This window comes from Streptomyces europaeiscabiei (assembly GCF_036346855.1).
In the GTDB taxonomy this organism is placed as follows: domain Bacteria; phylum Actinomycetota; class Actinomycetes; order Streptomycetales; family Streptomycetaceae; genus Streptomyces; species Streptomyces europaeiscabiei.
Genome location: NZ_CP107841.1, coordinates 419280 through 436729, shown reverse-complemented (window position 1 = coordinate 436729; position 17450 = coordinate 419280). Strand labels below are relative to the sequence as shown.

Here is a 17450-nt window from a genome sequence, read left to right as displayed (position 1 = left end):
AGGCCCGGAACCCGCCGTGTGCCGGGCGGGCAACTTTCCTGAGGCCACGTGCGGGCTGTCGGCGAGGGCGGCGGGAATGGCCGTCCTCGCGGTTTCGCCGACGACGATTCCGGCATGGGTGGTCGCCGCGCTGATGGTCCTCGTAGGCACCGGGGGCCCGTTGACCATGCCCTCGCTGCCCGCGCAGCTGCTGGGCAACGTGCCCGTGCCCGCCCATCGCGCGGGGGTCGTCGGTGCCATCGCCCTCTGGGAGACCGACGACGTCGACCGGCCGGAGCACGTCACCCACACCGAACACGGCGGCCCGTGTCCGCAGCTGCGGACACGGGCCGAGCGGGTGCTGAGCGCGCACCGCAGCACCCGCACCGCCTGACCCAGGTTGCCCCCGGCTCGTCGCCGAAGGGTCCCGCAGATCGTCGACCCGTCCCACGCACCTACCCTCGCCCCCCACCTTCATCGGGCGCGCGGTCAACGCACCCGGTCGGCCTCCGTCGTCGGTACCGCCCGCCGCAGCAGGTAGACGCCTGCGATCGACACCAGGAGAGCCATGCAGGCGATGAACACCAGCCCGGCGCCCTCCAGGCCGAGCGGTTCCGCCAGTAGCCCCACGCCGATGACCGGTACCGAGATACCCGTGTAGGCCACCACGAACAGCGCCGAGATCACGGCCGCGCGCCGGTCCGCCTCGGAGGCCGCGGCCACGGCGGACAGTGCCCCGCGAAACGCCAGCCCCTGCCCGGCCCCGCCGACGACCGCGCTCAGCACCACCAGCGCCAGCAGTTCCCATCGCAGTGCGCCGGCCAGCAGCGCCAGCCCGGCCAGGAGCCCGGCGCATCCCAGCGGCAGCGACCGGCTCATGCCGACCCGGCCGACGGCCAGCTGCCCGGCGGTCGAGGCGAAGAAGGCCAGTGCGACGACCAGCCCGCTCACCGCGTGATTGTGGACGTTCAGGGACTGGGCGAGGAAGGCAGGGCTGACCGACGTGAACACCCCGAACAGGGCGAACCCCACGAAGCTGGCGGCAGCCGCCGGTCCGAAGACCACCCGCACCTGCGGGGGCAGGCTGGGCCGTTGCGGCCGTACGGTGCTCAGCGGCCGACGTTCTCGCACGGTCTCCGGAAGTCGCAACAGGGCGGCGGCCGAGCAGGCGACCAGAGCGAGGTGGACGGCGAACGGCAGGTGGAGCGGCCAGTCGGCGTACTGCGCGAGCACCCCGGCGAGCAGTGGACCGCAGCCGAGCCCGCCCATGTTCGCGGCGGTCGCCACGAACGTGGCCCGCGAGGCGCTGCCGTGCGGTGCCAACTCCATCACGTATGCCGTCGCCGCCCCGGTGAACAGGCCGGCGGACAGACCCGACAGCAGCCGCCCCGCGTACAGCCAGCCCAGCGCGGTGGCGCACAGGAAGCAGACGGCACTCGCGGCCGAGAATCCCAGGCCCCACATCAGCACCGGACGCCGGCCCACGGAGTCCGAGGCGTTGCCCGCCACCAGCAGCACTCCGATGACTCCGAAGGCGTAGACGGCGTAGACGACGGTGACCGTCAGCTCGGAGAATCCGAACTTCTCCTGGTACAGGCCGTAGAGGGGGGTCGGCAGGGTCGTGCCGGCCATGCATACGGCGAACACCGCCCCGCTGAGCACGCACCGGCGCCAGCGTCCACGATCACCGTCCATACCGCTGAAGGTAACCTCGCCCGCCGCCAAACGCGCCCGGACGCCCTCGGAGCACCTGCCACGGGCTCACGCTGGCCGGCCACTGCCGAAACCGCCGTGCGGGGCGGTCCCGGAGTCGGCCGAACGCCTGCCCGCCCGGCACGGAGTCCGCCCGTCGCACCACACCCCGGAACGCCGACCGGCCACTTGGCGGCGACGGCGGGCCCCGGTACCGAGTCACACGGTGGCGAGGGAGACCTCGGTCGACTTGATCAGTGCGGTGACGGGTGATCCGACGGTCAGGCCGAGGTCGCTGACGGCGTCCCTGGTGACGGCGGCGGTCAGTTCGCCTCCGCCGACGGTGACCTTGACGGAGGCCATCGCGGCGCCGGTGGCGATGTCACTCACCCTGCCGGGCAACCGGTTGCGGATGGACAGGCCAGCCACGGAACCGGTGGCGAGAGAGACCTCCGTGGATTTGACCAGTGCGCGCACGGGAGAGCCCTCGGCCAGGCCGAGTTCCCTGACGGCGTCCAGGGTGATCGCCGAGGTGAGGTCCTGGCCACCGTCGAGGCGGACCTTGACCGTCGCCATGGCCTCGCCGGAAGTGACGGAGACGACGGTGCCGGGGATCTGGTTGCGGATGCTCAGGCTCATGGGAACGCCTCACAGGGAAGGAGTGATATGCCGTTATTGCTTGCTTATGTCTTCTATCTTCCTTCTGTGCGAGTCATGCAAGCCGGGTCGGGCGTGAATGGTCCGCTGCCGCTCGCACCTGTGATGAGTGAGGCGGTAGTCGCTAGCAGGCCGCGGACACGGCCCGGACCGGTCCCGGCCTGTGCGTCTTCAGACGGGGTAGGCGTGGGTCTGCGTCGCCTTCACGGCCGCCCAGACCTCCGCGCCCGGGTGGAGGCCGAGTTCGGCGGCGGCGACCGTGGTCAGGTCCGCGGCGAGCGGAAGCTCTCCGCTGAGGTCGGCGCGAATCTGGTCGCCGTGGGTCTCCAGGCCCGCGACCTCGCAGCGCCAGAGGTTGCGGGCGCTGACGCCGGTCGGACGGTCACGGTGCAGGGTGACCGCGCTCGGCGGGAACGCCACGTGGACCGGGCCGGTGAGGATCTCGGTCGTGGTGATGGAGGGGCCTGCGTCGAGGCGGACGGTGTGGCCGTCGGCCTCCCCCCGGTAGAGGTTCAGGCCGACCAACTGGGCGATGTAGTCCGTACGGGGATGGCGGGCGATGTCGGACGGGGCGCCCTCCTGAACGACCCGGCCGTCCTCCACGACGACCAGCCGGTCGGCCAGCACCATGGCGTCCAGCGGGTCGTGCGTGACCAGGACGGCGACGGCCTCGAACTCGGCGAGATGCCGACGGAGTTGGGCGCGGACCTCCAGACGGGTGCGGGCGTCCAGCGCTGCAAGTGGCTCGTCCAGGAGCAGCAGGCGGGGGCGGGTGGCCAGGGCACGGGCCAGGGCGACACGCTGGGCCTGGCCGCCGGACAGCTTGCGCGGCTTGGCGCCGCCGTGGTCCGCGAGCCCCAGGCGGTCGAGCCACTCGGCGGCCTGTGCGCGGGCCTCCGCCTTGGTGGCGCCGTGACAGCGTGGTCCGAAGGCCACGTTGTCCAGGGCCGTCAGGTGGGGGAAGAGCAGGTAGTCCTGGAAGACGACGCCGACCGGGCGTGCCTCCGGCGGCGTACGCTCCAGCGCCGTGCCGTCCAGCCGCAGCCGGCCGCCGGTGAGCGGGGTCAGACCGGCCAGGGCGCGCAGGGCGGTGGTCTTCCCCGCGCCGTTCGGGCCGAGCAGGGCGACGACTTCGCCGGGCGCGACGCTCAGCGCCACGTCGAGACGGAAGGCGCCGCGCTCGACGACGAGGCGGGCGTCGAGGCCCTCCTCGGAGGCGATGGCACGGACGTCGTGGGCGGCTTCGGCGGCATGACGGGGTTCGGTCATCGTGCTGTCATCCAACGGTCGCGCAGGCCCGCCAGCACCGCGACGGACACGGCGAGCAGGACCAGGCTGAGGGCGATGGCGGCCTCCGGGTCGCTCTGCAGGGCCAGATACACGGCCAGCGGCATGGTCTGGGTACGGCCGGGGAAGTTGCCCGCGAAGGTGATCGTCGCGCCGAACTCGCCCAGTGCCCGTGCCCAGGCCAGCACGGCGCCGGCCGCGATGCCCGGCGCGATCAGCGGGAGCGTGACCCGGCGGAAGGCGGTGAACCGGGAGGCGCCCAGGGTGGCGGCCGCCTCCTCGAAACGCGGGTCGGCGGCTCTCAGGGTGCCCTCGACGCTGATGACCAGGAAGGGCATCGCGACGAACGCCTCCGCGACCACGACCCCCGCCGTGGTGAACGGCAGCGTGATCCCGAACCAGGAGTCCAGCGATCTCCCGACGATGCCGTTACGGCCGAGCGCCATCAGCAGTGCCACGCCACCGACCACCGGCGGCAGGACCAGCGGCAGGGTGACCAGGGCCCGGACCAGGCCGCGTCCGGGGAACTCGACGCGGGCCAGCAGCCAGGCCAGCGGCACGCCGATGACCAGGCTCACCGCCGCGGCGGCGGTGGCGCAGACCAGGGACAGCTGGAGCGCCTGCCACACCTCGGCGCTGGTGAGCAGGTCGGGCAGGCTGCGCCACGGGGCCCGTACGAGCAGCGCGACCAGCGGCACGATCAGGAACGCCAGTCCGATCAGTGCGGGCACCAGCAGTGGCAGGGGAACGCCTCGGCCGCCGTCGCCCGTGCGGACACGTCGACGCCGCGGCCCGCGCCGGAGGGTGTCGGGCGCGGCGTCGGACCTGTCGGTCGGGAGGGTCACGGCTTGAGGAACCCGGCCTGGGTGAGGATCCGCTGGCCCTCGGCGGACTGCACCAGCGCGATGAACGCCTTGCCGGCCTCGGCGTTCTGGGCGCCCTTGAGTCGGACGATCGGGTAGTCGTTGATGGTGTCGGCGGACTCGGGGAACTCCACGCCCTCCACCTTGTCACCCGCCGCGTGCACATCGGTCTTGTAGACGACGGCGGCGTCGGCCTCCTTCAGTTCTACCTTCGTCAGGGCGGCCTTGACGTCCTGCTCGTAGGAGACGGGAGTGAGCGTCAACCTGCTCGCGTCCAGGGCCTTCTGGGCGGCGGCACCACAGGGCACCTCTTTGTCGCACAGTACGACCTTCAGGCCGGACCTGGTGAGGTCCTTGAGGGAGGCGATCTTGTCGGGGTTGCCCGGCAGGGTCGCGATCTCCAACTGGTTGCGGACGAAGGTGGCGGGGGTCCCCGACGCGTCCCCCGCGTCCGTCACGATCGCCATCGTCTTGGGGCTTGCCGAGGCGAACACGTCCGCGGGAGCACCGCCGGTGATGCTCGCGGCGAGGGAGTCACTGCCACCGAAGCTGAAGGTGACCTTCGTGCCGGGGTGTTCCTCCTCGAACTGCTTGCCCAGCGTCGTGAAGCTCTCCTTCAGCGACGCGGCGGCGAACACCGTCACGGTGCCGGACAGCTTGTCCGACGAGGCGCCCGCGACGGAGCCCGACTTGGCCGACGAGGAGTCGCCGGACGACGTGCAGGCGCTCAGGGCCAGCAGCACGGTGGCTCCCAGGGTGGCCACCTGCATCGGCCCACGGGTCCGGTGCTCGGTACGGGTCATCACGGGTCCACTCCCTCTGGTCCTGACGGACACGATCACCTCGGTCCGGGCGGACCATCAACGGTCTCGCCATCCACGGTCTCGGCATCCCGGATCCGATAGCTGAAGACTATGCTGATGATAGTGCCGCAGATGCAAGGGTAGTGTCGCCTTTGGCTTTGCATGAGCCGGATCCTGCAGCTCCGCGGCTAGCACATGCAGTCGCATGGGGTGCGTGTTCGGGTGCCCGGTCGCTCGGGAGGCGGTAGCCCATGGGATCGTTCCCTCGCAGCCGCCGGTACGGCCGCCGTTCCGATGCCAGGACTCGCTCTCGCCGGTGATCCGGCCTGCTTGTCCCGCCTGCCAGTGCCCGATCTGCCGGCCGGGCCCCAGCACGAGGCCGCCGTCACCATCGAGTGCGCCACCAGCGGTATCCAGCGTCAGCGCTTCACCGGAGCTGCTGCACGACGTGCTGCTCCGGGAGAACCTGGGGGACCGGGCGCGGTCTTTCAGATCCCTCCGAGGGATCGATCGCAGGCGACGGCAACGCGGCCCCGCACGTGCGCCCGTCTGCTCCGCTCAAGGTGCGCGGCGTCCGATACCGACCAGACTTGTGTTCATGGCAGAAGAACGTCAGTCGCGCGCCGGGAAGACCCCGACGAAAGCGGCTCGCCGCACAGCACCGGTGCGGGGAGCGGAACATGCCGCGCGTGCTGCCGGCCGGAGCCTGGAGGGGCTGATCGGCCACCCCATGGAGGGCGTATCAGCGGTGAGACGTGTCGACGACGGTTGGTGCGTCGTCGTGGATGTCCTTGAGCTGCCCCGGATTCCGGACACGACGAGCCTTCTTGCCTCGTACGAGGTGCAGCTCGATCAGGACGGCGAACTCTTGGAGTACTGCAGGGTCCGCCGCTATCGGCGAGGGTCCGCCGATGAGTGACCCCAGGTTTGCCTGACTAGCGGAAGGACGCCCCATGCCTGCGACCACCTACTCCGACGAGGTAGTGGCCTGCCCGCCGCGCGCCGGCACGTTGTACGACGTGCTGGAACTCATCCTTGATCGGGGCATGGTGATCGACGTGTTCGTCCGGGTCTCCCTGGTCGGCATCGAGATCCTCAAGATAGACGCGCGCATTGTCGTGGCGAGTGTGGACACATACCTGAGGTTCGCCGAGGCATGCAACCGCCTGGACCTGGAACGTGACTCCGGCAGCACCACCATTCCCGAGCTGCTCAGCGGAAGCGCTGCCAAGTCCATCGGTAGACGCAAGGTCCGCAAGGCCGCGGAAAACGTGGGTGACACCGTGCGCAAGGCGGTCGGGGGCCGGGACGACGACTCCGACGAGCCTGATGAAGAAGAGGAGGCGCGGGAGGAAAGGCCGAGGAAGCGGCGTGCTCCCGCCCGTGGCGGTACGACCCGACGACGACCCGTGGAGGCATGAACCGTGACAGCCGACGGTGTGTATGTCTACGCGATCATCCAGGCCGGGAGACCATTGCCGACGGACATGGGTGGTGTGGGCAGCCCGGCTGCCCCGCTGCGGACAATCCGGCAGGGGCGGGTCGCCGCCGTCGTCAGTGCGGCTCCCCCGAAACTCCGCGCCAGACGTCGCGATCTTCTGGCCCACCAGGATCTGTTGTTGCGCCTTTCGGACCAGGGTCCGGTGCTACCCATGCGGTTCGGGATGGTCGCACCGGACGATGAGACGGTGCGGGGTCAGCTGGCAGTCGGCGAGGCGGACCACATGGTCGCACTGGAACACCTCTCCGACGGGGTCGAGGTCAACGTCAAGGCGTTCCCGGCACAGAACGCATTGAGGAGCCTCGTCGCGGAGGACAGGACGGTCCGGCGGCTGCGGGACGAGGCGCGTCGACGGCCTGGTTACGAAGCCAACCTCCGACTGGGGGAAGCTGTGGCGGCTGCTCTGGAGAGCAGGGCCGCCGAAGCCGGTCGGCGACTTCTGCGCGATCTCACACCAAGGGCCCGCGCGGTTGCCTCGGGGCCCAAAGTTCAGGGATGCGTGCTGAACATGTCGTTCCTCGTCAACCGCGGCGACAGCGTCGAATTCCGAAGCCAGGCGGAGCAATTCGCCGAGGCGCACTGCGAACGTGTCGACTTGCGTCTCGCGGGCCCGCTCCCCTGCTACAGCTTTGTCTCCGCTGAAGGCGCACACGTTCGGACCGTCGGAGTCTGACATGGGACTGATCACCGGACTGCTCACGCTCCCCATCGCCCCGGTCCGCGGCGTGATGTGGGTGGCAGAGCAGCTCAACGACGCAGCTGAGCGCGAGTTGCACGACCCGGAAGTGCTCCGTGCCCAGCTGGCTCTGCTGAACCAGGAACTCGAAGACGGAAACATCAGCCTGGAGGAGTTCGAACGGGAGGAGGAACGACTGCTCGACCGGCTGCATGCCACGCGGGTCTGCCCTGCACCGAACGATCGAAGGTGACGCACTCATGGACGACAAGGAAAAGGTGACGCTCGCGGCCGCTGTAGTGGGTGGCTACGTGCTGGGCCGGACGAAGAAGGGCCGGCTGGCCCTGTCCATCGCGACCTATCTGGCGGGTCGGCGCTTCGGCCTCGAACCTCGCCAGCTCGCGGCCGAAGGGATGCGCAGGCTGGGGGAGATTCCGCAGTTCGCCGAGCTGCAGGAGCAGTTGCGAGGGGAAGTCCTTCAAGCGGGCCGCAAGGCAGTGGCTGCCGCTGCCGACCGGGGCATGAGCACACTCGCCGACGCCATCAGCGACCGCACGGCCCGGCTCGGCGAGAAGGCGGACGAGGACGAGGAAGAGGAGGAGTACGCGCCGGACGAGGAAAGCGCGGAATACGAGGACGAGGAAGAGCCGGAAGAGGAAGAACCGGAGGCCGAGTACGAAGAGGACCAGGCCGAGGAAGAGGAAGAGGAGGAGCAGCAGCCGGAATACGAATACGAGGACGAGGACGAGGAGGAAGAACCGGAGGAAGAAGAGCCGGAAGAGGCGGGGCGGCAGCGGCGCCGCAGTTCTCCGCGATCGGCTCGGTCCCGCAGGACACCTACACCGGGGGCACGTAAGAAGGCTGCTCCCGCCCATGGGGAGAGGGCTCGGACGGCGAAGGCGGCGCCGCGGAAGGCTGAACCGGCCAGGAAGACGGCGGCGAAGAAGTCGGCTCCCGCCAGGAAGACGGCGGCGAAGAAGTCCGCTCCTGCCAAGAAGCCCGCGGCCAGGAAGACGGCGGCGAAGAAGTCGGCTCCCGCCAGGAAGACGGCGGCGAAGAAGTCCGCTCCTGCCAAGAAGTCCGCGGCCAGGAAGACGACGTCATCGAAGCGAGCAGCATCCAAGCGCGTCGATCGTCGGAGGTAGCCAGCCATGACCAAGACGGAGAATGACCGAACCGGAGAGAAGGAATCGGGTGTGGGCCGGCTCCGCGAAGAGCTGTCCAACTTCCTCTCCGCACAGGTGGAGAATCTCGCCGAGAAGGCGGGTGACAAACTGACCGACGTCACCGGGAAGCTTTCCGACGTGGCCGAGACCGGTGGCTCGCTCCCTGCGATCGGCTCCCGCGTTCTTCAGGGCGAATCCCCGATGAAGGCCTTCGTCTCGGAAAAGGTCAAGGGTGTCAAGGACAGCGTTGTGGGAAAGGCCAAGGAAGCCTTTGGCGGGGGGAAAGGGAAACGCAAGTCCAGCGGCGGCAAGGTCATGAACATCATCGAGGTTCTGGATGTGGGGGTGCCTCTGCGCGACGCTTACGACTTCTGGACGCAGTACGACCAATTCAGCAGCTTCGCGAAGGGCGTTCGCGACGTCTCGAAGAGCGACGAGATGGAGAGCGACTGGAAGGTCAAAGTCGGCCCTTCCTCGCGCAGTTTCAAAGCGACCGTTCAGGAACAGATTCCTGACGACCGCATCGTCTGGACCTCCGAAGGAGCCAAGGGCACCACCCGCGGCGTGGTCAGCTTCCATGAACTGGCACCCACCCTGACTCGAATCGTCCTGGTCGTGGAGTACTACCCGTCCGGGTTCTTCGAGAAGACGGGCAACCTGTGGCGGGCCCAAGGGCGCCGCATGCGACTGGACTTCAAGAACTTCCAGCGGTACGTCACCCTCACCGATGAGGAGCCCGAAGGCTGGCGCGGTGAAATCCGTGACGGTGAAGTCGTCCTGTCCCACGAGGACGCCATGGAAGAAGAAGAGGCTGATCAGGAGGAATCCGAGGGCGAGGAGCCCGAGGGGGAAGGCGGCGGCGACGCCGGGGAAGGCGCCGACTCCGCATACGAGGACGAAACCGAAGACGAAGACGAAGACGTGTACGAGGACGAGGGCGAGGGCGCGGAGGAGGAAGAGGAAACCGAAGGCGCATACGAGGACGAGGCCGAGGAGGAGGACGAAGACGGAGTGGAGGACGAAGAGGACGAGGACCAGTCCACTTCCAGGCAGCGACGAGCGCAGAGGCGGCGCCGTGCCTGACGTCGACTTCCAGCAGAGGTCCTATCCCGTCTCCGGCCCGCAGACAACCAATCTTGCCGACATCCTCGAACGCGTTCTCGACAAAGGGATCGTGATCGCCGGGGATATCAAGATCGACCTCCTCGACATCGAGCTGCTCACTATCCGGCTGCGCCTGTTCGTGGCTTCCGTGGATACCGCGAAGAAGGCCGGAATCGACTGGTGGGAAGCCGATCCGGCACTCAGTTCGCGCGCCTTCCGCAGCGCGCTGCAGGACGAGAACCGTGAACTGCGGGAGCGTCTGGAGGCGCTCGAATCCAACACGAAGGACGAATTGCCCGAGCGGTGACCCCGCAGCGATACCCCCAGCAAGGACCGAAGGAGAACCGAGCACATGACGGAGCGCGGCCCTGAGCGTTCGGACGCCAACGCCACCTACGTGTTCGCTGTCTGCTGGAACCCGGATCCGTCGGCACTCGTCGGGCTGTCAGGTGTCACCGACGAGGCGCCCGTGAGCACCCTGCCGCTGGAGACGTTGACAGCGATCGTCCAGACCGTCCGAGCGGGCGACTTCACCCACGAAGCCTGGCAGGCGCGCCTGTGCGACCAGCGGGAACTGGAGCGATACGCACGCGCCCACCACGATGTCGTCTCCGCGGTGGCTGCCTGCTGCCCTACGGTTCCCCTGCCGATGGCCACGCTCTACCAGGGTGCGGAGAGGGCGCGGGACGCGCTTGCCCACGAGGCGGTCCGGTTCCACGCGGCGCTCAAGCGCATCGCGCACCACGCCGAATGGGGCGTGAAGGTGTACGCGCCGCCCCGCCCGCCGGACGATTCGATCCGCAGTACCACGCCGGCCGACCGATCTCGCCCGGTGCCCGGAGCCGGCCTTGCCTACCTGGATCGCAAGCGGGGCGCGCAGGAGCGTCGCGAGCGTCGTCAGGAAGAGGCGCTGCGGACGGCGGAGGCGGTGGATGCCGAAGTCCGCAGCCTTGCCACAGCGTGCCGAAGGCTGCGACTGCATGCCACCCAGCCTTCCGGGGAACAGCGGGTTCAGGTCCTCAACGCGAGCTATCTGGTGCCGGAAAGCCGCGCCGACGAGCTCACCCGACTGACACAGGCGCTGCGGGAACGGACCGGGGCGCAGATCGAGCTGTCAGGGCCGTGGGTGCCCTACTCATTCGTAGGCGAGGTGTAGATCATGACGCGGGAAGTGGCGCTCTGGGACAGCCCCGGGCCCCTGGACGGTCCTATCGGGGTGCCGCTCGTCGACCTGTTGGACCGTGTCCTGGCGACCGGCGTAGTGATCAGCGGTGACCTGGTCATCGCCATCGCCGACGTTCCGCTGGTACGACTGTCACTCCATGCCCTGCTGTCGTCCGTCAACGAACGTGTCCCGGCGCCCTGGGCGGACGGAGGCCCGCTGTGACCGGCTCCCGGCTCGACCTGGACTCCGACCAGGTGGGACGTGACCTCGTCACCCTGGTTCTCACCGTGGTCGAACTCCTCAGGCAGTTGATGGAGCGCCAGGCGATTCGCCGGGTCGAGCAGGGCGATCTCAGTGATGAACAGGCTGACGAGATCGGGACCACGCTGATGCTGCTCGATCAGCGGATGACGGAACTCTGCGAGCAACACGGAGTGCGTCCGGAGGATCTCAATCTCGACCTCGGGCCGCTCGGAACCCTTCTGCCCCAGAACTGAAGATGTTGGTCCTCGGCCCAGGTCACGGGGCCGAGGCAGTCTGATGGCCGTCCCCGGGTGCAAGGAGTCCGGCCTGCGAAGTCGTGCCCCACAGGAAGGGACGGAGTTACTCTGGAACGGAGGGAGCCCGGTTCACCATCGGAGGTCCTCATGATCGTCCTCGGAGTCGTTCTCCTCGTTGTCGGCTTGGTGGCCGGTATCGCCATCCTGTGGACCATCGGGATCATCTTGGTCGTCATCGGCATCATTCTGTGGATCCTCGGATCGGTGGGGCACGCCGTCGGCGGACGTCGGCACTACTGGTAGCGGTTGTACGCCGGGCCTTCACGTAGCATCCCCGGCCGACACGGCACCGGGCACGGTTCGCCACACCCTCGGGCCCGATCCCGCGGCGGGCCGACGTGAGCCCGACCCCCACGATGGCTGTGCCCCTTGCAGCACGCCCGCACAGGCAGCGCGCCTCGCACGCCCGCACAGGCAGCGCGCCTCGCACGCCCGCAGAGATCGAGGCGGCCGTCACGGCGGCCCCACGAACCCTGCCTGGCACAGGTGGGCCCTGCGTCAGGAGCTCCGCGTGATCGGCCCCGAGCTGTTCGTCAGGGCCATCCGAAGTTTCTTGGGAACCCGGCACAACCATCCGTACCGCCCGAGGGTCACATCAAGTGGGAGCAAAGTGCTCTCAAAGACCCAAGGGGGAAATATGCGAAACATGCGTAGTGTGGCGACCGTCGGGGCGTTAGCGGCACTGGCGGTGGGCGCCGGCACCGCGTTCAGCACGACCGCCTCCGCCGCACCCAACGTCACTCCGCAGGGTGTCTGCGGCAGTGCCTACAAGACCGTGAACTCCGCGCCCGTCGGCTCGCTGGGCACGGTCTACCTGACGTACAACTCCAAGAACGGCAAGAACTGCGTCGCGACGATCCGCGCCAACCCGGGCACGCTCAAGTACATGTCCACGTACATCTACGTCCCCGCCACCGACGAGTGGGCCGGGGACGACGGGAGCTTCTCGTCGTACGCGGGGCCTGCCTACGTGTACGGGAAGGGCTACTGCGTGAGCTGGGGCGGCAACATCGACAACGTGTACGTGTCGGTGGAGAACTCCAACTGCGCCTCCCTGAAGGAGCACCGGGTCACTGAGGTTCGCTGATCCGGCTGATCCGGTCGGTCAACCGGCCATGAGTTCCCGCGCCGCCGCCTTTCGTGGTCCGACGTTGCGGTCCTGCCGCCGAAAGGACATCGGGAAGGCGTTCACGAGCCGCAGGCGGCGCGGGATCTCACAGTGGGTCGGCATACCGACGAGCGTGCACGGTCTCACGGCCGTGGCCCGTGAGGCCGTGCACCGGCGCTTCGCAGCAGTGGCCGGGACAGCGGTCCGCTCAGCTCGATGGAGCGCAGAGCGGCCGCCAGGGTTTGCGCGACGCCATGCCTGCGCGGTCGCGCAGCCGAATACCGTGTGCGCTGCCGTCGGTGGACGTAGCAGACTCCCGGCATGGCCGACATGCGCAGATTCCGGGACGAGGTCACAGGGTGGGCCGCCGGTGGCTCCGGCAGGGCGGCGAGCGAGCTGGCGGAGCTCCAGGGGGTGCACACGGTGGTCCTGCTGGAAGGGCTGAGCGACCTCGCGGCCGTCGAGGCGCTGGCCGCGGGGCGCGGCCGTGACCTGGCGGGCGAGGGGGTGTGCGTGATGTCCATGGGCGGGGCGATGAGCGTCGGACGCTATGCGGGGCTCCTCGGGCCGTCCGGTCTGGGCCTGCGCCTGCTCGGTCTGTGCGACGAGCGGGAGAAGCCCTTCTTCGACCGGGGTCTCGACCCGGCCCGGGCCCCGCGCCCCAGCGTCTTCGTCTGCGCGGCGGATCTGGAGGACGAGCTCATCCGTGCGCTGGGCACGGCGCGGATCGAGCAGATCATCCAGGCCGCGGACGAGCTGCGCCCCTGGCAGACCTTCGTACAGCAGCCCGCCCAGCTCGGCCGGCCCCGGCACCAGCAGCTGCGGCGCTTCCTCGGCACGAAGAAGGGCCGCAAGATCCGCTACGGCCGCCTCCTTGTCGAAGCCCTCGCCCCCGACCAGGTGCCTGCCCCGCTGGACGACCTCTTCGCCACCTTGTGAGGGGTCGCTCCCGGACCTGTCGGTGGTGATCAAGTCGGGACCGTCCGCGGGACACCGCGCGGCGGCATCCGTGCGGTGCGAGACGTTCGCCCAGCTCCACCCCCGCCGACACGGGGAGCTGCTCCCTACGGGATCTCCGAGGACCCTGACCTGGTGTGACTTCTCCCACCTGCTCTTGCCGCAGCGCGGAACGCTTACCTAGTTTCGGTCGTATGTCCCACCATGGCCGCGCCTTTCCCGGAGAACCGGACGAACCCGTCGCAGCGAGTGATCCTGCAGCGGACCGTCCTGACGCCTCCCCGACGATCGACCTGGTCGTCGACCTGAGTGCACACGAACTGCTCCGGCGCGCTCATGTCCTGGACGCCCTCGGCAACGACTGGGATCCCATGGCGGCGCTGCGCGGCGAGGAAGCGGCGTACGAACTGCTGTACTCCGGTCTCAGCGCGGAGCAGCAGCGCGTGTACGACGAGCTGGTCTCGGCCGGTGTGCTTCCGGGCGGAGGCGGCGGTCATGCTGCCGCTTGACCCGCAGGCCGACGTCGGTCGCCGCGCCTGGGTGGCCTGCCCGAACTGTGACGACCGGCGCGGGTGCGCCATCTGTGAGCAGGGCCGTACCTGCTCCGACCATTGGCGCTACCTGCTCTCGAACGTCGGCAGCCTGCTCCATCTGCAGTGCCGGTCGTGCACCCACATCTGGACCCACGAGACCCACTTCGGTGCCACCCGCTCCCCGTGGGAGCGCATCACCAGCGGCCTGCGACGACGTTGATCGTGCGCCGGGGCTGACCGCGAGGTGAGCCGGGTCGCCGGTGCGGTCGTGGGCGAGGGCGGGTGAGGCCGGACGGCCGATGGGCGCCCGCTTTCGGATGACCTCTCCGTCTGTCGCCGGGGCCGGCAGGACGCCGTGGCCGAGGATCGCGGTCGGCGGTCATCCCTGCCTGCCGTTCGCCCGCCCGGAGGCAGCCGTGCACATCCTGCTCCTAGCCAGCGCGTTCAACAGTCTCACCCAGCGCGCCCACGCCGAACTGCGCGATCGCGGCCACACCGTGGCGGTCGAACTCGCCCTGCCGGGAAGCCCGTTGCCGGATGCGGTGCGGCGACACGCACCGCGGCTCATCGTGGCGCCGATGCTGAGGACGGCCATCCCCGCGGAGGTGTGGACGGCGTACACCTGTCTCGTCGTCCATCCCGGCCCGGTGGGCGACCGAGGACCGTCCTCCCTGGACTGGGCGATCCACGAGGGCGTCGAGGAGTGGGGTGTCACCGTCCTGCAGGCCGACGGCGAGATGGACGCCGGTGACCTGTGGGCCTTCGTACCGTGCCGGATTCCTCAGGTATCCAAGAGCGAGCTGTACCGGGGCGAGATCGCCGACGCCGCGATCGAGGCCGTCATGCTCGCGGTGGAGCGCTTCGCCGGGGGCACCTACGTACCGCGCAGACAGGACGCGTCAGGCACGACCGACGCTGCCGCCGCCGAGCCCGACGCCGGCCCACGCCCGCGCACACGTCCGTACCTCGACCAGAGCGTCCGGCGGATCGACTGGGCCGAGGACTCCACCCAGGACGTCCTGCGCAGGCTGAGAGCGGCCGACTCGCAGCCCGGTGTGCTGGACGTGCTGCTCGGCGGTGAATGGTATCTGCACGGTGGTCATCCGGAGAGCGTGTTGCGTGGCCGTCCGGGTGAGCTGCTGGCCACCCGGGCCGGGGCGGTCTGCCGGGCCACCAGGGACGGCGCCGTGTGGATCCCCGAGCTGCGGCCCCGGCGGGGCCCGGGGCAGCCGCCCACGTTCAAGCTGCCGGCCGTGTCGGCCCTGGGCGACCGGCTGCCGCCGCTGCCCGAGCACGCCCTGCCCCGCCTACCCGAGGCGCGTCGGCGGACCTGGTCGGACATCCGCTACCGGGAGGACGGGACCGTCGGCTTCCTCTCGTTCTCCTTCCCCGGCGGCGCCATGAGCACCGAGCAGTGCCGCCGTCTGCTGGACGCCTACCGGGAAGCGTGCGCGCGGCCCACGTCGGTGCTGGTGCTGGGCGGCGAACGGGACTTCTTCTCCAACGGGATCCACCTCAACGTCATCGAGGCCGACGACGACCCCGCCGCCGAGTCCTGGGCGAACATCAACGCCATCGACGATCTGGTCGAGGCAGTCCTGACGACGACGGACCGGCTGGTGGTCGCGGCGGTCGCCGGCAACGCCGCGGCGGGCGGGGTGATGCTCGCCCTGGCGGCCGACGAGGTGTGGTGCCGCTCGGGAGCCGTGCTGAACCCGCACTACCGTCTGATGGGCCTGTACGGCTCGGAGTACTGGACGCTCACGCTGCCGCGCAGGGTGGGCCCCGCGACGGCCGAGCGGCTCATGCGGGAGGCACTGCCGGTGGGCTCGGCGAGCGCGCTGCGCGTCGGGCTCGTCGACCGGGTGGTGGACTGCGGTCCTGACGCGTTCGCACGGGAGGTCGGCGGCCTCGCGGCGCGTCTGGCGGCGCTTCCGGCGACGGCGTCGCGGATCGCCGCGAAGAAGACGGAGCTGGACCGGCTGGAGAGCGCCACCCCGCTGGCAGGCTTCCGCGCAAAGGAGCTGGCCCGGATGCGCCGGACCTTCGACGACCCGGACGCCCCGTACCACGCCCTGCGCCGCTCCTTCGTGCACAAGTCGCGGCCGACGTGCACCCCGCCGCACCTCGGTCCCGCCCCGGTTGCGTGAACCGGCCCGATCCCCTCCACCGCCCGCGTCACTGGAACGGCCCTCGATGGCATCTCGTCACGGCCGATCGGCTGATACGAAGAAGAACGATGGTCGAAATGAAGGCTTTCATCCCTAACCTCCCCAGGAGGCGGTCCCATGACTGAGGCGACGCCGGCAACAGTCGTCACCGCGAACGCGGACGGCGCGTCCGCCGACGAGACACCCACGATCCACATTCTCTGGATCAACGCGGGGCTCAGCTGCGACGGCGACTCAGTCGCGTTGACGGCGGCCATGCAGCCCAGCATCGAGGAGATCGTGCTCGGTGTGCTGCCGGGCCTTCCGAAGATCGCCGTCCACTGGCCGCTCATCGACTTCGAATGCGGTCCCGTCGGCGGCTCGGACACGTTCATCGAGTGGTTCTTCAAGGGGGAACGGGGCGAGATCGACCCGTTCGTCCTGGTCGTCGAGGGCTCCATCCCCAACGAGTCGATCAAGCCCGAGGGCTACTGGTGCGGCTTCGGCGACAACCCGGAGACCGGCCAGCCGATCACCACCAGCGAGTGGATCGACCGGCTCGCCCCGAAGGCGCTGGCGGTCGTCGCCATCGGCACCTGCGCCACCTACGGCGGCATCCATGCCATGGCGGGCAACCCGACCGGTGCCATGGGCGTGCCGGACTACCTCGGCTGGGACTGGAAGTCCCACGCCGGCATCCCCATCGTGTGCGTCCCGGGCTGTCCGATCCAGCCCGACAACTTCTCCGAGACGCTCACCTATCTGCTCTATCAGGCGGCCGGCTCCGCCCCGATGATCCCGCTGGACGACAAACTGCGTCCCACCTGGCTGTTCGGGGCCACCGTGCACGAGGGCTGCGACCGTGCGGGCTACTACGAACAGGGCCAGTTCGCCCTGTCGTACGACTCGCCGACGTGCCTGGTCAAGCTCGGCTGCTGGGGCCCGGTCGTCAAGTGCAACGTGCCCAAGCGCGGCTGGATGAACGGCATCGGCGGCTGCCCCAACGTCGGCGGCATCTGCATCGCCTGCACCATGCCCGGGTTCCCCGACAAGTTCATGCCGTTCATGGACGAGCCCCCCGGCGCCAAGCTCTCCAGCAACGCCAGCGGGGCGTACGGCGCCGTCGTCCGCAAGCTCCGGTCGATCACCGCCAAGACCGTGGACAAGGAGCCCAAGTGGCGCCGTACCGGAGACAAGATCACCACTGGATACCGGCCCCCGTGGTGAGCCGTCGAAGCGACCGAAGCGG

Annotated in this window: 24 protein-coding genes; 18 read left to right on the top strand and 6 right to left on the bottom strand. The window is 69.4% G+C overall.

Annotation, left to right across the window (positions count from 1 at the left end):
* Positions 1 to 76: 76 nt before the first annotated feature.
* Entirely contained in the window at positions 77 to 373 is a 297-nt protein-coding gene (locus tag OG858_RS02090; RefSeq protein ID WP_086750699.1) for a hypothetical protein, read from the top strand.
* Positions 374 to 468: 95 nt separating this feature from the next.
* On the opposite strand, the gene OG858_RS02085 is transcribed toward OG858_RS02090, so the two are convergent.
* From OG858_RS02085 to modA, 5 genes are all read right to left on the bottom strand, one after another.
* Positions 469 to 1674 (bottom strand): MFS transporter, encoded by a 1206-nt coding sequence (locus tag OG858_RS02085; RefSeq protein ID WP_327742988.1) that lies wholly within the window; start codon positions 1672 to 1674, stop codon positions 469 to 471.
* Positions 1675 to 1890: 216 nt separating this feature from the next.
* Positions 1891 to 2310: a TOBE domain-containing protein gene (locus tag OG858_RS02080; protein ID WP_327742987.1), complete on the bottom strand. Its 420-nt coding sequence runs from the start codon at positions 2308 to 2310 to the stop codon at positions 1891 to 1893.
* Positions 2311 to 2499: 189 nt separating this feature from the next.
* Positions 2500 to 3597 (bottom strand): ABC transporter ATP-binding protein, encoded by a 1098-nt coding sequence (locus OG858_RS02075; RefSeq protein WP_086750702.1) that lies wholly within the window; start codon positions 3595 to 3597, stop codon positions 2500 to 2502.
* Positions 3594 to 4460, bottom strand: a complete 867-nt coding sequence (modB, locus tag OG858_RS02070) for a molybdate ABC transporter permease subunit (RefSeq protein ID WP_319315534.1) — start codon at positions 4458 to 4460, stop codon at positions 3594 to 3596. Before modB ends, OG858_RS02075 begins: the two co-directional genes overlap by 4 nt.
* Positions 4457 to 5281, bottom strand: a complete 825-nt coding sequence (gene modA, locus OG858_RS02065) for a molybdate ABC transporter substrate-binding protein (protein WP_328545193.1) — start codon at positions 5279 to 5281, stop codon at positions 4457 to 4459. The genes modB and modA overlap by 4 nt, the downstream gene beginning before the upstream one ends.
* Before the next feature lie 598 nt (positions 5282 to 5879).
* Here modA and OG858_RS02060 point away from each other — a divergent pair.
* From OG858_RS02060 to OG858_RS02005, 12 genes are all read left to right on the top strand, one after another.
* The gene (locus OG858_RS02060; RefSeq protein WP_086750734.1) at positions 5880 to 6200 is read left to right on the top strand and encodes a gas vesicle protein GvpO; all 321 of its coding nucleotides are present in this window, start codon (positions 5880 to 5882) and stop codon (positions 6198 to 6200) included.
* A gap of 34 nt (positions 6201 to 6234) precedes the next feature.
* Positions 6235 to 6702 carry a gas vesicle protein GvpJ gene (gene gvpJ / locus OG858_RS02055; protein ID WP_086750705.1) on the top strand — a complete coding sequence of 156 codons (468 nt, stop codon included), beginning with the start codon at positions 6235 to 6237 and terminating at the stop codon, positions 6700 to 6702.
* A 3-nt stretch (positions 6703 to 6705) separates the two neighbouring features.
* Positions 6706 to 7455, top strand: coding sequence for a GvpL/GvpF family gas vesicle protein (locus OG858_RS02050; RefSeq protein WP_327742985.1), 750 nt, complete (start codon positions 6706 to 6708; stop codon positions 7453 to 7455).
* Position 7456: 1 nt separating this feature from the next.
* Entirely contained in the window at positions 7457 to 7711 is a 255-nt protein-coding gene (locus OG858_RS02045) for a gas vesicle protein GvpG (protein ID WP_086750707.1), read from the top strand.
* 7 nt (positions 7712 to 7718) lie between these two features.
* Complete coding sequence (locus tag OG858_RS02040; RefSeq protein ID WP_319269224.1) at positions 7719 to 8603, top strand: histone protein; 885 nt, start codon at positions 7719 to 7721, stop codon at positions 8601 to 8603.
* A 6-nt stretch (positions 8604 to 8609) separates the two neighbouring features.
* Entirely contained in the window at positions 8610 to 9707 is a 1098-nt protein-coding gene (locus OG858_RS02035) for an SRPBCC family protein (protein ID WP_327742984.1), read from the top strand.
* A complete protein-coding gene (locus OG858_RS02030; RefSeq protein WP_086750709.1) occupies positions 9700 to 10035 on the top strand; it encodes a gas vesicle protein in 336 nt (111 codons plus the stop codon). Before OG858_RS02035 ends, OG858_RS02030 begins: the two co-directional genes overlap by 8 nt.
* A 45-nt stretch (positions 10036 to 10080) precedes the next feature.
* On the top strand, positions 10081 to 10884 hold the full coding sequence (locus OG858_RS02025) for a GvpL/GvpF family gas vesicle protein (protein WP_327742982.1): 804 nt from the start codon (positions 10081 to 10083) through the stop codon (positions 10882 to 10884).
* A gap of 3 nt (positions 10885 to 10887) precedes the next feature.
* The gene (locus OG858_RS02020) at positions 10888 to 11115 is read left to right on the top strand and encodes a gas vesicle protein (RefSeq protein ID WP_086750711.1); all 228 of its coding nucleotides are present in this window, start codon (positions 10888 to 10890) and stop codon (positions 11113 to 11115) included.
* Complete coding sequence (locus OG858_RS02015; protein ID WP_037692589.1) at positions 11112 to 11390, top strand: gas vesicle protein K; 279 nt, start codon at positions 11112 to 11114, stop codon at positions 11388 to 11390. The genes OG858_RS02020 and OG858_RS02015 overlap by 4 nt, the downstream gene beginning before the upstream one ends.
* A gap of 150 nt (positions 11391 to 11540) precedes the next feature.
* On the top strand, positions 11541 to 11696 hold the full coding sequence (locus OG858_RS02010; protein ID WP_086750712.1) for a DUF6131 family protein: 156 nt from the start codon (positions 11541 to 11543) through the stop codon (positions 11694 to 11696).
* Positions 11697 to 12090: 394 nt separating this feature from the next.
* A complete protein-coding gene (locus tag OG858_RS02005; RefSeq protein ID WP_086750713.1) occupies positions 12091 to 12540 on the top strand; it encodes a spore-associated protein in 450 nt (149 codons plus the stop codon).
* Between the two features lie 18 nt (positions 12541 to 12558).
* Here OG858_RS02005 and OG858_RS02000 read toward each other — a convergent pair whose 3' ends face one another.
* A complete protein-coding gene (locus OG858_RS02000) occupies positions 12559 to 12684 on the bottom strand; it encodes a hypothetical protein (RefSeq protein ID WP_256960717.1) in 126 nt (41 codons plus the stop codon).
* Between the two features lie 198 nt (positions 12685 to 12882).
* Here OG858_RS02000 and OG858_RS01995 point away from each other — a divergent pair, with 198 nt between their 5' ends.
* The 5 genes from OG858_RS01995 to OG858_RS01975 all read left to right on the top strand — a co-directional run bounded on the left by OG858_RS01995 (position 12883) and on the right by OG858_RS01975 (position 17428).
* Positions 12883 to 13500: a TOPRIM nucleotidyl transferase/hydrolase domain-containing protein gene (locus tag OG858_RS01995; RefSeq protein ID WP_086750714.1), complete on the top strand. Its 618-nt coding sequence runs from the start codon at positions 12883 to 12885 to the stop codon at positions 13498 to 13500.
* A 212-nt stretch (positions 13501 to 13712) separates the two neighbouring features.
* A complete protein-coding gene (locus tag OG858_RS01990) occupies positions 13713 to 14027 on the top strand; it encodes a DUF6400 family protein (protein ID WP_086750715.1) in 315 nt (104 codons plus the stop codon).
* Entirely contained in the window at positions 14014 to 14271 is a 258-nt protein-coding gene (locus OG858_RS01985; protein ID WP_086750716.1) for a hypothetical protein, read from the top strand. Before OG858_RS01990 ends, OG858_RS01985 begins: the two co-directional genes overlap by 14 nt.
* A 97-nt stretch (positions 14272 to 14368) precedes the next feature.
* On the top strand, positions 14369 to 16201 hold the full coding sequence (locus OG858_RS01980; RefSeq protein WP_408059371.1) for a hydrogenase maturation protein: 1833 nt from the start codon (positions 14369 to 14371) through the stop codon (positions 16199 to 16201).
* Positions 16202 to 16339: 138 nt separating this feature from the next.
* Positions 16340 to 17428: an NADH-quinone oxidoreductase subunit B family protein gene (locus tag OG858_RS01975; protein WP_086750718.1), complete on the top strand. Its 1089-nt coding sequence runs from the start codon at positions 16340 to 16342 to the stop codon at positions 17426 to 17428.
* Positions 17429 to 17450 lie beyond the last annotated feature (22 nt).

Bases quoted from the DNA above. Each gene is read 5' to 3' on its own strand.
- OG858_RS01975 (WP_086750718.1), top strand. From the start codon at position 16,340: ATGACTGAGGCGACGCCGGCAACAGTCGTCACCGCGAACGCGGACGGC.
- OG858_RS02010 (WP_086750712.1), top strand. From the start codon at position 11,541: ATGATCGTCCTCGGAGTCGTTCTCCTCGTTGTCGGCTTGGTGGCCGGT.
- OG858_RS01995 (WP_086750714.1), top strand. From the start codon at position 12,883: ATGGCCGACATGCGCAGATTCCGGGACGAGGTCACAGGGTGGGCCGCC.
- OG858_RS02075 (WP_086750702.1), bottom strand. From the start codon at position 3,597: ATGACCGAACCCCGTCATGCCGCCGAAGCCGCCCACGACGTCCGTGCC.
- OG858_RS01990 (WP_086750715.1), top strand. From the start codon at position 13,713: ATGTCCCACCATGGCCGCGCCTTTCCCGGAGAACCGGACGAACCCGTC.
- OG858_RS02040 (WP_319269224.1), top strand. From the start codon at position 7,719: ATGGACGACAAGGAAAAGGTGACGCTCGCGGCCGCTGTAGTGGGTGGC.
- OG858_RS02045 (WP_086750707.1), top strand. From the start codon at position 7,457: ATGGGACTGATCACCGGACTGCTCACGCTCCCCATCGCCCCGGTCCGC.
- OG858_RS02025 (WP_327742982.1), top strand. From the start codon at position 10,081: ATGACGGAGCGCGGCCCTGAGCGTTCGGACGCCAACGCCACCTACGTG.
- OG858_RS02085 (WP_327742988.1), bottom strand. From the start codon at position 1,674: ATGGACGGTGATCGTGGACGCTGGCGCCGGTGCGTGCTCAGCGGGGCG.
- OG858_RS02080 (WP_327742987.1), bottom strand. From the start codon at position 2,310: ATGAGCCTGAGCATCCGCAACCAGATCCCCGGCACCGTCGTCTCCGTC.
- OG858_RS02035 (WP_327742984.1), top strand. From the start codon at position 8,610: ATGACCAAGACGGAGAATGACCGAACCGGAGAGAAGGAATCGGGTGTG.
- OG858_RS01985 (WP_086750716.1), top strand. From the start codon at position 14,014: ATGCTGCCGCTTGACCCGCAGGCCGACGTCGGTCGCCGCGCCTGGGTG.
- OG858_RS01980 (WP_408059371.1), top strand. From the start codon at position 14,369: ATGACCTCTCCGTCTGTCGCCGGGGCCGGCAGGACGCCGTGGCCGAGG.
- OG858_RS02090 (WP_086750699.1), top strand. From the start codon at position 77: ATGGCCGTCCTCGCGGTTTCGCCGACGACGATTCCGGCATGGGTGGTC.
- gvpJ (WP_086750705.1), top strand. From the start codon at position 6,235: ATGCCTGCGACCACCTACTCCGACGAGGTAGTGGCCTGCCCGCCGCGC.
- OG858_RS02000 (WP_256960717.1), bottom strand. From the start codon at position 12,684: ATGCCGACCCACTGTGAGATCCCGCGCCGCCTGCGGCTCGTGAACGCC.
- OG858_RS02005 (WP_086750713.1), top strand. From the start codon at position 12,091: ATGCGAAACATGCGTAGTGTGGCGACCGTCGGGGCGTTAGCGGCACTG.
- OG858_RS02020 (WP_086750711.1), top strand. From the start codon at position 10,888: ATGACGCGGGAAGTGGCGCTCTGGGACAGCCCCGGGCCCCTGGACGGT.
- modA (WP_328545193.1), bottom strand. From the start codon at position 5,281: ATGACCCGTACCGAGCACCGGACCCGTGGGCCGATGCAGGTGGCCACC.
- OG858_RS02060 (WP_086750734.1), top strand. From the start codon at position 5,880: ATGGCAGAAGAACGTCAGTCGCGCGCCGGGAAGACCCCGACGAAAGCG.